This window comes from Alloprevotella sp. OH1205_COT-284 (assembly GCF_003859795.1).
Taxonomy (GTDB): domain Bacteria; phylum Bacteroidota; class Bacteroidia; order Bacteroidales; family Bacteroidaceae; genus Alloprevotella.
Map to the genome: position 1 here is coordinate 66,539 of NZ_RQYI01000008.1, position 13,641 is coordinate 80,179.

The following is a 13,641-nucleotide window of genomic DNA, read 5'->3' on the forward strand; positions in this document are numbered from 1 at the left end:
GGCTGTTTATTTTTGCAGTACTTTTGTCGCTAAATCTTTAAATCTACGGTTATGAAACTACAAATAGAGAAACAACTTTTGCTGTGTTTATGCCTGTTCCTTTCTTCTTTGGGATGGGCGCAAAATGTGATTTTCCATGAAACTTTTGATACCTTCGACAAGGCGGGAGGGAACGACGGACAGTGGAAAGGAGTCAATGGTTCTTCGGTTACAAATAAAGATCTCTCCGGTTGGCATTTGGAAAAAGTATATTATGCCAATAGGTGTGTTAAAATGGGAACGGGAACAGCTGCCGGTTCCATAACAACGCCTGTCCTTAGTCAACTTAGCGGAAAGGCCACGCTTACCATCAAGGCCGGTGCTTGGGATGCGAAAACTGAAAATACCACGATTTCGGTTTCGCTCGAAGGAGGAGGAACAATCAACCCCTCTACTTTTACTTTGGAAAAAGGAAAGTTTAATAGCTATCAAGCCACCATTACGGGCGGAACTGCTGCAACGAAAATAAAGATCGCCGCCGGCACTGCAAAGAATAACCGCTTTTTTCTTGACGACATCAAGGTAGAAGGTGAAGGCGGTCAGCCCGATCCGCAGCCGCAACCGGAAACAAAGAGCGTGAACAGTATTGCCGAACTGCTCAAATTGACCGATAATACCCCCATTCGCCTCACCTTGTCGAAAGACAATCGCGGCAATATCCTCGAAGCCAAAGGCAAAGAAGAGGCTTATGTGAACGACGGTCAAGGAGCGGTGTGTATCAAGAATTTCCTCACCACCGACAGAGGTTGGCATCCCGTGACCGGCGGTCAGCTTGTGGGCGTCATCGAAGGAAAATTTACGAAACAAAACGGAGTTCCGACCATTGTCGGCAACACTGCTTCCGATGCAAACAAGTTTTTGTGTCTTGAATTCATGCGCAAGCCCGAAGCCGAAACGAAAGGACTTTCGGAGGTGTTGGACGACAAAAAACTACGTGCGCATTTGGTGAAAATTCATGGTGTGCAGATCAAGAAAGAGGGAGATGCCCTCTATGCCGAATCGAATGGCCGGAAAATTGAAATTCAAGAACATCTGCACGCGCTCAATCCGACATATTCGGAAAACGTTTATGCCGGCAGAACCTTTGATCTCGAAGCCGTGGTGAGCGCAAAGAGCGAAGATACCCCGGTGCTCTACTATGTTGCGGCCGAAGAAGTGAAGGTTGAACTCACCCTCGACGAAACCGCGGACAACACCACGCAGCTTGCGATGAACGAAGGCAGACTTGCCAATATCGTCGTGAAACGCACACTCATGCCCGACATGTGGAACACGATCTGTCTGCCGTTTAATATCGACCTTTCCGACACGGAACTCGGAGAAGCACAGCTGGCCAAGCTGAAAGGCTATGATGCCGCCACGAAAACGCTCAACTTCGAGTCTTGCACCACGATCGAGGCCGGTGTGCCGTATTTGATCTTCATGTCGAAAAAACTTGTGCAACTGGAAGTAGGAGGTGTCTATGTGCATAAAGCACTGCAACCTCAAACCGTGAACGACTTTGAATTCCACGGTATTTATGCTCCCAAGGATTTCTCGGCCGACGACAAAAATATTTATTTCTTGGGAAAAGGCAATAAAATTTATTCCCCCTCTCCCACCACCGAAGCTCTCCGTGCGTTCCGTGCTTATTTCCGCTACAATGGCAGCGCGGCGGCGATTTCACGCTTCACCGTCGACGGTCATTCTTACGACGTGACCGCTATCGGCGATCTCCTCATCGTGCCGAACGAACAAGGTGAAGATATTTATGACTTGTCGGGACGCAAAGCCGACGGTAATCGCATCGGACAGGGAGTGTACATCAAGAAAAAACAAAAACAGCTTTATTATTAAAAACATAACACCATGAAACGCTACATTGCTCCGACATTTCAATATACCGCTGTTCACCTCGAAGGCATCATTGCCGGTTCGACGGGAGAAAAACCACCTTCCCTCAAAATCTCATCAACCTTTGAGGAAACACCCGACATACTTTGGGGAGGTGAGGGCAATGCCGCCGAGGGTGTTTGATACGGAAATCTACTTTTTCGACTAAAACCATGAATATTCATTTTCCCATGAAAAGATTCATTTTTATGTTTGTCGGTGTGATGACCGCATTGGTCATCGGCGCACAAACCAAAAACACCTCCAACGACAAGGATATTGAGGTGTATGATAGTAAAACACAAGCCGTGCTCCGCACCTACAAAGCCGGAACTTACGACTTTGTCGTTACTTTGGAGGGCTATGGTCTGAAAGTCTATGTCAAGAGTAAAGACTCCGAAGACTTCTTCGATGCGGCATATCGTGTGGTGTCGCAGACGGATCCCAACCCCGATCCCGATCCTCATGATCAAGTCAATAAAAACAAAAACACCAATCTTGTCGGCAATAGACAATATGCGTGGCGATTGGAATATCCCAAACTCAGAGAAGGGACTGAAAATATTATCTCCGTGCATAAAGCCCAAGATGTTGAAGACATCACGCTGAGTTTGGAGTGGGATACGAACAAAAAGGCTCAGCGTTGGTCATGCTTCCAATTTCATGGAGGAACTCCTAATAATAATGTGGAACGAAAGAATGACTTTCGCCAAGATCCCAATATCCCTTCTCACCTTCAACCCACCCATAAAGATTATGCCTCTACCGGATATGACCGTGGACACATGTGTGCTTCCGAAGACAGACAAACCACTCAGGAGCATAATTCGCAAACATTTTTCATGACCAACATGCATCCGCAGTTGCATAGCCACAATGGTGGAATTTGGAAGCGTTTAGAGGAGCTTGTTCAAAAATGGGGGTATAATCGTTCGTTTTGCGACACGCTCTATGCCGTGAAAGCCGGCACGATTGACAAAGAGACTGATCTTTTGGGATATATGCAGGCTGCCAAAAGTAATATGAAATTGCCCATCCCCAAATACTTCTACATGGCTATTCTTTCCTTCAAGAAAGGCCAAGATGGAAAAGGACAATATCAAGCTATCGGTTTTTGGACAGTGCATGATGGCGTAAATTATAAGAAGGTTAAACTGAATACTTTGGCTTGCTCTATCAAAGAATTGGAAGCCAAAACCGGCATTGATTTCTTCTGCAACCTGCCCGACGATATTGAGAAGATGGTTGAAGAAGCGTATGATCCGGATCAATGGAATTGGTAATGACCGGTATTTGAACACCGATTGTTTGCCATTCAAAGAAAACACCGCCGCTTTCTCTGTGTTGAGGAAGCGGCGGTGTTTTTTGCAAATAAACGGTCATCAAGTCAAATTACGCCTTGTGCCATCATCGCCTTGGCCACTTTCATGAAACCGGCGATATTCGCTCCTTTCACGTAATTGACATAGCCGTCGGGATCTGTGCCATATTTCACGCACGCCCCGTGAATATTCTCCATGATTTCGTGCAGGCGGCGATCTACTTCTTCGGCCGACCATGATAAGCGTCCGGAGTTCTGACTCATTTCGAGCCCCGAAACCGAGACGCCGCCGGCATTGGCCGCTTTGCCCGGAGCATAGAGGATTTTAGCATCGTGGAACACGCGAACAGCCTCCGGAGTAGAAGGCATGTTCGCTCCTTCGCTCACAGCAATACATCCGTTGGCCACCAACATCTGCGCATGCTCGCCGTTGAGTTCGTTCTGTGTGGCGGAGGGTAGTGCAATGTCGGCCTTGATGCCCCAAGGCTTTTGCCCTTCGTAGTATTGCGCCGAAGGATATTGTTCCACGTACTCGCGGATGCGACCGCGATATACATTTTTAAGTTCCATGACGTAGTCCAACTTCTCGCGATCAATGCCGTCGGGATCGTAGACAAAACCGTCCGAATCGGAAAGCGTCAAAACTTTTCCTCCCAATTTCAGCACTTTTTCGGCAGTATATTGTGCCACGTTGCCCGATCCGGAAATCAAAACAGATTTGCCTTTCAGGTCGAGTCCGCGTGTTTTGAGCATTTCCATGAGGAAGTATACGTTGCCGTAGCCTGTGGCTTCGGGGCGGATGAGGCTTCCGCCAAATTCCAATCCTTTTCCGGTCAAGACGCCCGTAAACTCACGCGTGTATTTTTTGTAGGCTCCGAACATATAGCCCACTTCTCGTCCGCCCACTCCGATGTCGCCTGCCGGCACGTCGCAATCCGCTCCTATGTTGCGATGGAGTTCGAGCATGAAAGCCTGACAGAAGCGCATCACTTCTGCCGCGCTTTTGCCGCGAGGCGAGAAGTCCGATCCGCCTTTGGCTCCGCCCATTGGCAACGTGGTGAGGGCATTCTTGAAAACTTGCTCAAAGGCCAAGAATTTCAAGATGCCGACATTGACCGATGCGTGAAAACGCAACCCACCCTTGTAGGGACCGATGGCGTTGTTGTGTTGCACGCGATACCCCATGTTTGTATGAACGTTGCCTTTGTCGTCCGTCCATGTCACGCGGAAAGTGTAAATGCGTTCGGGGACGCACAACCGTTCGATAAGATTGGCTTTTTCAAACTCCGGATGTTTGTTGTACTCCTCTTCGATGGTGGCGAGCACTTCTTCCACGGCCTGATGATATTCGGGCTCGTTGGGAAATCTACGTTTCAGGTCTTCGAGAACTTGGACTGCGTTCATAACGTTCGGTTGTGTTATTTTGCCAGATTATAAATGATTTTTATTTCCTTTCGTTTGCGAATATAGGCATATTGATTGACATTTGCAATTTGTTGTTTCAAAAAAGTAAGAAATAAAACCACTTTTTTTCTGTTGAAGCGAAAAAAATGCCGTTTTGCTTAGTCGGATTATAAAAGTAAATGCTTATCTTTGCTTCGAAAGCATGAACGAAAAACGACACGGATTTCATGAGGCTTTTCAACGCCGTTTTCGGTGGTTTCCGCCTTTTCCTTTCGATGTCTTTCTTGCGTTTCGGAACTCTGTTTTTTGATGCTATCATTTATTCATTTCTAAATACAAATTCCAATGGCATTTTTAACTGACGAAAAACTCGTTATCGTAGGTGCAGCCGGCATGATCGGCTCCAACATGGTACAAAGCGCCCTCATGATGGGGCTGACCTCCAACATCTGTCTTTACGACGTTTTCTCTCCCGAAGGAGTGGCCGAAGAGATGCGTCAATGCGGATTTAACGATGCCAACATCACCGCCACCACCGACGTGGCCGAAGCCTTCAAAGGCGCGAAATACATCATCTCTTCCGGCGGAGCTCCTCGCAAAGAGGGCATGACGCGCGAAGATCTTCTTGCCGGCAACTGCAAAATCGCCGAAGAACTCGGTAAGAATATCAAAACCTACTGCCCCGACGTCAAGCATGTGGTGATCATCTTCAACCCTGCCGATCTCACCGGTCTTGTAACGCTGCTCTATTCCGGTCTTAAACCCGGCCAAGTGACCACTCTCGCCGGTCTCGACTCCACTCGTTTGCAAAGTGCCCTCGCCAAGAAGTTCGGTGTGATGCAAAACCAAGTCAAGGGTTGCACCACCTACGGCGGTCACGGCGAACAAATGGCAGTGTTCGGCAGTGCAGTGGAAGTTGCCGGTCGCAAACTCACCGACATCATCGGCACTCCCGAATTCCCGACAGAAGAATGGGAAGCCATGAAGAAAGCCGTTACCCAAGGCGGTGCCGCCATTATTAAGCTCCGCGGTCGTTCTTCCTTCCAAAGCCCCTCTTATCTCTCGGTCGAAATGATTCGTGCCGTCATGGGGGGAGCACCTTTCAACTATCCTGCCGGAACTTATGTGAAAAACGAAAAGTATGCTCACATCATGATGGCCATGGATACTACGCTCGATGCCAACGGTTGCTCCTATAAGATGCCCGTCGGAACACCCGAGGAAGTTGCAGCCCTCGATGCCAGCTATGAGCACCTTTGCAAGATGCGCGACGAGCTCGTGACGCTCAACATCGTTCCCCCCGTGTCGGAATGGAGCAGCATCAACCCCAACCTCTGATCCGTCTGTCCTCATACGACTAAGACCGCTTACGAAGAATAGTCGTGTCATCTCCTTTTGATGCGCCTTTCTCCGATGTCTGTCAGACATCGGAGAAAGCCAAAACGCAGCCGCACAACGCTCTCTGAGAGCCGTGCGGCTGCAATTCTTTTGTGCTCGTTTACCGGTTGAAGGGCATACTCTTTGTATTGTTGAGATGCTACCTTCCTTTTGTCGGGCGCAGTCTTCTTTGTGAGGTACACGCTCATTCCTTCATCAGGCGTACGCTCTTTAATAGCTCCTTAACGAGAGATGCGCCCCTTGTTTGATGAGGCGCATCTCCTATTGTCGAAGTTTTCTTTTCGGTTTATTTCATCGGGCAGGTCGGTTGGATTTGTTGAAAGAAATCGTTCCCTTTGTTGTCCACGAGGATAAAGGCAGGGAAGTTTTCCACTTCGATTTTCCAAATCGCCTCCATGCCGAGTTCGGGATATTCCACGCACTCTATGCCCTTGATGTTGTTTTGCGCCAAGATGGCGGCAGGGCCTCCGATGGAGCCGAGATAGAAGCCGCCGTATTTTCGGCAGGCATCCGTCACCTGCTGCGAGCGGTTGCCTTTCGCCAGCATGATCATCGCTCCGCCTTTCGATTGAAAATAGTCCACATAGCTGTCCATGCGTCCTGCCGTGGTCGGTCCCATTGATCCGCAGGCCATTCCGGCCGGTGTTTTTGCGGGGCCGGCGTAGTAGATCGGGTGATTTTTCAGATATTCGGGCATCGGCTCTCCGGCATCCAGCCGCTCTTTGATTTTGGCGTGTGCAATGTCGCGTCCCACGATGATGGTTCCGTTTAGCGAGAGGCGTGTCGCCACGGGATATTTGTCGAGTTCTTTGAGAATTTCGGGCATCGGTCGGTTGAGGTCGATTTGCACGGCGTCGCCCTCTCCGGCTTGTCGGAGATGTTCGGGTATGAGCGACGTGGGGTTGTCGTCCATTTTTTCGATCCAGATGCCGTCTTTGTTGATTTTGCACTTGATGTTGCGGTCGGCCGAGCAGCTCACGCCCAATCCCACGGGGCACGATGCGCCGTGGCGCGGCAGACGGACAACGCGGATGTCGTGGGCGAAATACTTTCCGCCAAACTGCGCTCCCAGTCCGATTTTGTAGCACTCTTGCAGCAACTGCTCTTCCAGTTCCACGTCGCGGAAAGCACGTCCCGTTTCGTCGCCCGTTGTCGGGAGTTCGTCGTAGTAGTGTGTTGAGGCGAGTTTCACGGTGAGGAGGTTCTTCTCCGCACTCGTTCCGCCGATCACGATGGCGATGTGATAGGGCGGACAGGCCGCCGTGCCGAGTGTTTTCATTTTTCCCACGAGGAAAGGCACGAGCGTTGCCGGGTTGAGAATGGCTTTCGTTTCTTGGTAGAGATACGTCTTATTGGCCGATCCTCCGCCTTTTGTCACGCAGAGAAAGCGGTATTCGTCGCCGTGTGTGGCTTCGATGTCGATTTGCGCCGGTAGGTTGCATCGGGTGTTCACCTCGTCATACATGTTGAGCGGTGCGTTTTGTGAATAGCGCAAGTTCTCTTCCGTATAGGTTTTGTAGACGCCGAGCGCAATGGCCTCTTCGTCTTCAAATCCCGTCCACACGCGTTGTCCTTTTTCGGCGTGTACGATGGCCGTTCCCGTGTCTTGGCAGATGGGCAGTTGTCCTTTGGCCGACACCTCGGCGTTGCGCAAGAAGGTCAGCGCCACATATCGGTCGTTGTCGGAGGCTTCGGGGTCGCTGAGGATTTTGGCCACCTGTTCGTTGTGGCTGCGTCGCAGCAGAAACGACACGTCGCGAAAGGCCTGGTTGATCATCTTCGTGATGCCCTCCGCTTCGATTTTGAGAATGGGTTGTCCCTCAAACTCGCTCACGCTGACATAGTCTTTCGTGAGGAGGTAATACTCGGTTTTGTCTTCTCCGAGTTGAAACATGGGAGCATACTTAAATTCGGGAATTTGTGCCATATTGTTTTCAGATTGTTATATGTATGTCGAAATATGTCGTCGGTTGTTCGTGGCGGTTGCGCCGGTGGTGTTGCTTTATTCTTGTGCGGTTTTGTAGTGCAATGTCCGTTTCACCCACGCTTTCACGGGTTTTCCGCCTTTGGTGGCCGGTCGAAACGTTTGTTTTCTGATCAGTCCTCTTGCCGCCCCCATGGCTTCGGGGTCTTTGCAGTCGGTCACTTGAATGGCGGTCGGTGTGCCGTCGGCATTGACAAGGAATCTCACCGTGAGCGAATGCTCGGTTGCCGGTTTTCCGTCGGTGGCGTAGGGTTCGAATCGAAGGGGTGCCGTTGCTGCCGCTTGTCCGTCGAGGGTGGGCGGCGTGTCGTAGTTTTCGGCCACCGCGCCGTAGAGTTGCGAAAGGTCTTCCGCCCGTTCGAGCAGCGATGCCCACTTTGCACCTTTCGCCGGCTGTGTGGCGGCGTTGGCTTTTTTTACTAATTCGTCCACGTATTTGCGTTCCTCCGGAACGTAATACACCTCTCCCAGTGCCGTTTCATAAAATCCTTCGAGGAAGTCGGGTGTTTCCGCACCCAGATCGCCCACCATTTTTCCCACAAACATATCGCCGTTCGGATACACATGTGCGGAGATGCCGAGCGTGTCGATCACGTTTTTTGTCTGCACGATTCTTCCTCCCTGTCCGCCCCGGCGTTTCACGTCGCGCTGCGTGGCACAGCCCATGTAGCACAAGCGGCCTTTCACCACTTTCACCACGCGGTTCACCGCCGCCGTGTCAAAAGGCGTCACCGTGCCGTCGGGCGCAATGCGGATGCCGTCGATCGGTTTCACCCCTCTTTTCCAGTCGCCGGCCACGTAGCCCACCACCACCGTGCCGTCTTTCTCCACATAGCGTGAGAGGTGGAGCGAGTCGAAGTGCATGCCCACCTCCGGGTCAAACACGTTGTCGCCTTGCGGATATTCATGTTCGTTGCCCAGCATTCGGCCTTCAAATCGGGCAATGTCGCCCTCGGCAATGTCAAACACGACGTAGTTTCGGGGCAACTCCTTTCGGGGAGCAATGCGATAGGTGTATGCCCCGTTCGTTCGGGGCTTGTCGTTGCTCTCGCAAGCGGCAAAGGCAGTCGCGAGTGTTGCGACCAAAAAGCACACAAAAATGTTTTTTGTCATATCGTTCTTTTGTTCTTCGGCGTGAGGGCGAGCCGACCGCCTCATTTTGAGCACAAAGGTAAGTAATTCATGGCAAACGCCCACCTTTTTTCGACTAAAAAACAAGAAACGCTCCACATTCCGCCCCTTGCCCTCCCGCCCCGCCCTGTCAGTCCTTCTCTTTCTCCACCACCCGATAGCAGTTGCCGCGGTGTTGATGCACGGTCCGCAACCCCATGCTGCGCAGCGTTCTGCCAAATCGGGACGCATTCATGCCGCGCAGTGCGGCGGGATAGGCGCGTTGCAGTTTCACGAAAATCTCCGTCGCCGTGAGCAGCCTCACTCGTTCGCCCGATTGGGGCAGCCGGAAATGTTCCCAAAACACTTCTGTCGCCGGCGACGGCACGCGAAACTTTGCGTTGTGCATCTGCAATCTCGTTTCCTGTTCATGCGTCAGATAGGTCGGCTCTCCCCGCACCACCTCGTCGCGAAGTTGTGCAAAGAGTTGCGCGTGGTCAATGGGCGTGCAATCGACGGGCTTCGAGATCTCGATGCAGAGAAAGCGGCGCGATCCCGTCAGGTCGGTCAGCAATTCGCGCTCGTTGCTCGTTGCAATAAACGATGCCGTTCGCGAAAGCGAGAGCAACTGTTGCCGGTAGGCACGGCGGCGACAGATGCGCGAGAGTTGCAGCAGGTTTTTGAGCGTGGCGTTTTGCCGTGGGGTATAGCGGTCGAACTCGTCGAGGTTGATCAGTCCGAGTTTGGCCAGTTGCAGTTCCACGTTCCCTACGGCCGTGAGGTTGGGGTGGTCGGTGTAGTAGTCGGCCAGTTCGGGCGGCATGAGCATTCGGCAGAAAGTGCTTTTGCGCATGCCCTGTTCGCGGCTCACCAGCAGCGGCACGAGCGCATTGGCCGCCACGAGCTGCCGACCCATCCACTGCGCGGCCATGGCGCGCAACCACACGCCGAAACCCTCGCGCCAAACGCCTCCGCGGGCAATGCGGAGCGACAGCTCCTCCACCCGATCCCGGCCGTCCCATTCGGGCAGCCGCTCCATGTAGTCGGTCAGCGGATGATAGGCCGGCAACCGGTCGGAGTGCAGCAGCCGCTCCATGTCCATGCTCCACACCCCGATCCCCTTGTCCACCGCTTCTATCGTGAGCGAGTTGAAGTTTCGTCGGTCTATGCTCTCAAACGGTTCGTCGCTTCCTGCGCGGCGAAATTCCGGAGATTCGGTGAGGAGATTGAAGCGCAGTTCGTAGTGCTTTTCGAGATGTCTGAGCAGCCGTCCGTGCAGATCGGTGTGCTTTTGAGGGCGAGCGGCCGCCGTCCCGTTTTCCGAAGGCTGTTCGCCCGTCTGCCCGCTCTTTTCAAGGCTTTTTTCGTTCTTTTCCGCGCCGTTTTTTTCAATCGAAAACGACAAAAGCCTTTGCAAACGCATGCCCATATCCGGCAACCATGCCATGAGTCGAAACACACAAAAATAAAGTAGTCGATACATCGGTAAGTGTTGAAAAGTTAAACAATAGTTTTTCGTAGGTCGTCGATTGCTTTTTGAGGCATCATCTTTGCTATTCTTTTCCGCCATGCTGCCGTTGGCTGTCGGTCGTGCCGCCGCCACACTCCTTCTGCCTGCCGACGAAAAACAAAAGCAAATCCAATATCCGTGTCTTCTCAATGTCTACATGAAAACAAGCAATTAAAACCGTAAACTCAATATCGGCTCCGCTCCCTTTCGTGTATCGGAAGCGGTGCCTCTGTCTATATAGGTAAAATTTTACCCTCAAATCGGACAGCTGATCCTTGTTTTTATGATAAAATAATGTTTTTTATCAATCAACTCCCTGCCTCGCTCCTTCTTCAAGTCGTTGTCAAAATGAAAGCCGCCCTTTTCCCCTCCGCATTCGGAAACCTTTGCAAACCTCTCAAAACAAACCGGTTGAAAGATGTCGTTATCTGATCGTCCAATGCGATGTTTGGCTGAATGTGCAGCGTTGCGGCGGTTTTATCCGAACCATATTCCCGAAAATAAGCAGTTCGATTTGTTTGCCCCGATTTTCCTCTCGCAAAATCCCCGGTTCGTCGGTGTCATATATCTTTACCCTGCACCGCCTCGGTTTTGTTTTCCTCTCGGTTCGGCTCTCCTCCCTAAGAGGTAGACAAATCTACTCGGCACTTCGTCGCGCCGCCCTCCCATGTAGTGACGCCTCGACGCGCCGCCGTTTTTCAGAAAAAGAAACCGCCTTCGCGCACGCGCGCATACCCTTGTCATTACATTTTGCTTTCACTGCCTTCGCATTTGTTTGCAAAATGCTGAATTTCATCTGCTTATGAGCGAAGGCAAGTGAAGGCAAAACAAAAGCCGGGACTGCAACCCCTTGAAAGTCTTCGGTTTATGACGATTTTTTGCTTTCACCACCTCGAAAATGGCCTTTCAAACCGCCGTTGTGGCGGAGGCAGGTGAAAGGAACGGGGTGTTTTGCCTTCACCGTTAAGTCTTGATTTCCAGTGTGCTGTGATTTTCGATTTTGCTTTGCCTTCACTTGCCTTCGCAAGGAATATGCAGAAAATCAATGGGATAGGTGGTTTTGCGAAGGCAAAACGGCAAAAACAAAAAAACGGGGTGGAAAATGCCTTTCTGCCCCCTCTTTTTCACCATGATGACAGATGACAGAAAAGATACGGCCCAACCGGCAAGCCTTCGGCGTTCCTCTTCAAGTGGGCAGAAGAGCAAAACTTTCCGTCCGCCCTTGTTGTTGTCCTGTTGTGGGGTGTTGAAACGGCGTTGCCGCTTCCGGCTGTGTATATATCGTCTTGCGCGGCCTCAAATCGGTCTATCGGCTTCTTCCTTCAAGTTTGTCGGACGGCGTAAAAAAAACTTTTTAATATTCATTGTGGTTAATTGCGAAATAGTTATATTTGCACCTATTGATCGTGCGAATGTGTGCCCCCCTCTTTTTTCGCACTCTTTGCCGCCGTTGCAACAAACGATCGGTGGGGATGACTTTCGGAGGGGGAAGGCTGTTCGTCGTGGCTTATCGAAAAATAGTAGTATTCAACAACTAATACCTGCAATGATGATAGACAAATATCTCGTTCAAACTTGGGGCAATAAAATGTTTGAAAAAGAAATTGCCAAAATCGTTTCTCGACATGCAACTCTTGCGGCCTTTGTCGCCTTTCTTCCGATGTTGGGCTTTGAATTGCTGCTTTATATCGGGGTGCTTTGGCACATGTATTCTGCCCTGTGTAAAAAAGCCGATACTCAACTTCATTTTGGAAATATCATAGTTGGCTTTGTGGTGAATATCGTCGTAGCCATCATTGTTGATCTTGCTTTTTCATTCATTCCCATATTCGGATGGCTGACTTCCGGAGCCATTATTTATATTCAGTTTTATCTCTCCGGAAAAGGATATATCGAAACATTGAGGTCTGAATCGACATCGGCATAAATCAAGTGTTTTCCCTATTTTCTTTTCGTACTCCCCTTTTTTGTTTCGATGATCGCAACAAGAGAGGGGGAGTTTTTGAAGGAAATTGAGAAGCGTTTTGATAAACTCGCGATAAAATATTACTTGTATGTTCGTTTTTAGTGCTCAATATTGTCATAATTGGAATTAAAGTGGTATCTTCGCATCAACAAGTATTATATTTATACTTCTGTAAATATCATGAGCAAGCTTTTTGAAGACATATTAAGCTTTCTCTCTTCTGCAACTTCAGAGCAATTGGAAGAAAATCTGACACAATAATCCCCGGAGAACGGTATAAATTGTAGGCAATAGCCTCCAAAGTGTGTTGCATATGCATCTTGCTCAAATCTACATAATGGGCAGTTCCGCCACTAAACCAACGCTTGATAAAGCCAAAAGTACGTTCGACTACATAACGAGAACTGCTGATCAGACGATTAAGGGTTTTCTCGGGGAATTCAAAGGTTTATCCTTTTGGGCACGATGCATAAGCCCCGATCTGAGTTTTCGCCCCTTCAAATAAGCCTCATTCTCTGCCGAACGATAACCTTTATCTGTCAATACAAGCGTATCTTGCGGTAAATCGAGCTTATCCAAAGAGCTGTTCAAATTCTTGATGTCGCTTTGGTTGGCCGGTGTGGTGACTTCGGCCAAAATCAAACCGTTTTCATCCGTGGCCGTATGACGTTTGCAGCCGTAATGAGATTGTCCGCCTTTCTTCAACCAACGCGCCTCCCCATCGACGTTCGAATGTGTACATTCTTCAAAATGGGCGGCCTCAGCCTCTTTATAGCCCACCTCTTCATTGCGGTCATCCACCATCGTATGGCTCTTGCGACCACGAGGGCGACGAGGGCTGTCGGTCACACTCGCATCAACAATACCCCCTCGACTTGATTATCACCCCTGCTGCCTCCAATTGACGATTGACTTCAAACAAGAGTTGATCATTAAGACCACCCGAAACCAAGGCATTGCGGAAGCGGCATATCGTGGTGCTGTCGGGAACGCTGTCCTCCAAAGACAATCCCAAAAACCGCATGAAAGAAAGGCGG

At 50.3% G+C, this 13,641-nt stretch carries 13 protein-coding genes; 6 read left to right on the forward strand and 7 right to left on the reverse strand.

From position 1 onward, the window contains the following. Positions 1-51 precede the first annotated feature (51 nt). From EII14_RS03770 to EII14_RS03775, 3 genes are read left to right on the forward strand one after another with little or no spacing between them, the layout of a single operon-like run. Positions 52-1,875, forward strand: coding sequence for a hypothetical protein (locus tag EII14_RS03770; protein ID WP_124931229.1), 1,824 nt, complete (start codon positions 52-54; stop codon positions 1,873-1,875). 12 nt (positions 1,876-1,887) lie between these two features. After that, complete coding sequence (locus tag EII14_RS09290) at positions 1,888-2,055, forward strand: hypothetical protein (RefSeq protein WP_158608313.1); 168 nt, start codon at positions 1,888-1,890, stop codon at positions 2,053-2,055. Between the two features lie 47 nt (positions 2,056-2,102). Continuing rightward, positions 2,103-3,194: a DNA/RNA non-specific endonuclease gene (locus tag EII14_RS03775; RefSeq protein ID WP_158608314.1), complete on the forward strand. Its 1,092-nt coding sequence runs from the start codon at positions 2,103-2,105 to the stop codon at positions 3,192-3,194. A gap of 104 nt (positions 3,195-3,298) precedes the next feature. Here the strand turns inward: EII14_RS03775 and EII14_RS03780 are convergent, their stop codons facing one another. Beyond that, a complete protein-coding gene (locus EII14_RS03780; RefSeq protein WP_124931231.1) occupies positions 3,299-4,636 on the reverse strand; it encodes an NADP-specific glutamate dehydrogenase in 1,338 nt (445 codons plus the stop codon). Positions 4,637-4,981: 345 nt separating this feature from the next. Between EII14_RS03780 and EII14_RS03785 the strand changes: the two genes are divergently transcribed. Further along, positions 4,982-5,974 (forward strand): malate dehydrogenase, encoded by a 993-nt coding sequence (locus EII14_RS03785; RefSeq protein WP_124931232.1) that lies wholly within the window; start codon positions 4,982-4,984, stop codon positions 5,972-5,974. A gap of 346 nt (positions 5,975-6,320) precedes the next feature. Here EII14_RS03785 and EII14_RS03790 read toward each other — a convergent pair whose 3' ends face one another. The 3 genes from EII14_RS03790 to EII14_RS03800 form a co-directional block, all read right to left on the reverse strand. Continuing rightward, positions 6,321-7,961, reverse strand: coding sequence for a fumarate hydratase (locus EII14_RS03790; RefSeq protein WP_124931233.1), 1,641 nt, complete (start codon positions 7,959-7,961; stop codon positions 6,321-6,323). Between the two features lie 75 nt (positions 7,962-8,036). Continuing rightward, on the reverse strand, positions 8,037-9,131 hold the full coding sequence (locus tag EII14_RS03795) for an energy transducer TonB (RefSeq protein WP_158608315.1): 1,095 nt from the start codon (positions 9,129-9,131) through the stop codon (positions 8,037-8,039). 148 nt (positions 9,132-9,279) lie between these two features. After that, the gene (locus EII14_RS03800) at positions 9,280-10,611 is read right to left on the reverse strand and encodes a VapE domain-containing protein (protein WP_158608316.1); all 1,332 of its coding nucleotides are present in this window, start codon (positions 10,609-10,611) and stop codon (positions 9,280-9,282) included. Between the two features lie 67 nt (positions 10,612-10,678). On the opposite strand from EII14_RS03800, the gene EII14_RS09585 reads away from it, so the two are divergent. Together EII14_RS09585 and EII14_RS03805 are read left to right on the forward strand one after the other, a co-directional pair. After that, a complete protein-coding gene (locus EII14_RS09585; protein WP_255422091.1) occupies positions 10,679-10,813 on the forward strand; it encodes a hypothetical protein in 135 nt (44 codons plus the stop codon). Positions 10,814-11,767: 954 nt separating this feature from the next. Then, positions 11,768-12,565 (forward strand): hypothetical protein, encoded by a 798-nt coding sequence (locus tag EII14_RS03805; protein ID WP_124931236.1) that lies wholly within the window; start codon positions 11,768-11,770, stop codon positions 12,563-12,565. A 217-nt stretch (positions 12,566-12,782) separates the two neighbouring features. Here the strand turns inward: EII14_RS03805 and EII14_RS09590 are convergent, their stop codons facing one another. The 3 genes from EII14_RS09590 to EII14_RS03820 all read right to left on the reverse strand — a co-directional run. After that, a complete protein-coding gene (locus EII14_RS09590) occupies positions 12,783-13,019 on the reverse strand; it encodes a transposase (protein WP_370241839.1) in 237 nt (78 codons plus the stop codon). Beyond that, the gene (locus EII14_RS09445; protein WP_124931237.1) at positions 13,016-13,453 is read right to left on the reverse strand and encodes a transposase; all 438 of its coding nucleotides are present in this window, start codon (positions 13,451-13,453) and stop codon (positions 13,016-13,018) included. Before EII14_RS09445 ends, EII14_RS09590 begins: the two co-directional genes overlap by 4 nt. A gap of 7 nt (positions 13,454-13,460) precedes the next feature. Next, positions 13,461-13,641, reverse strand: a 181-nt coding sequence (locus EII14_RS03820; RefSeq protein ID WP_148090606.1) for a transposase, incomplete at its 5' end; no start/stop codon positions are given.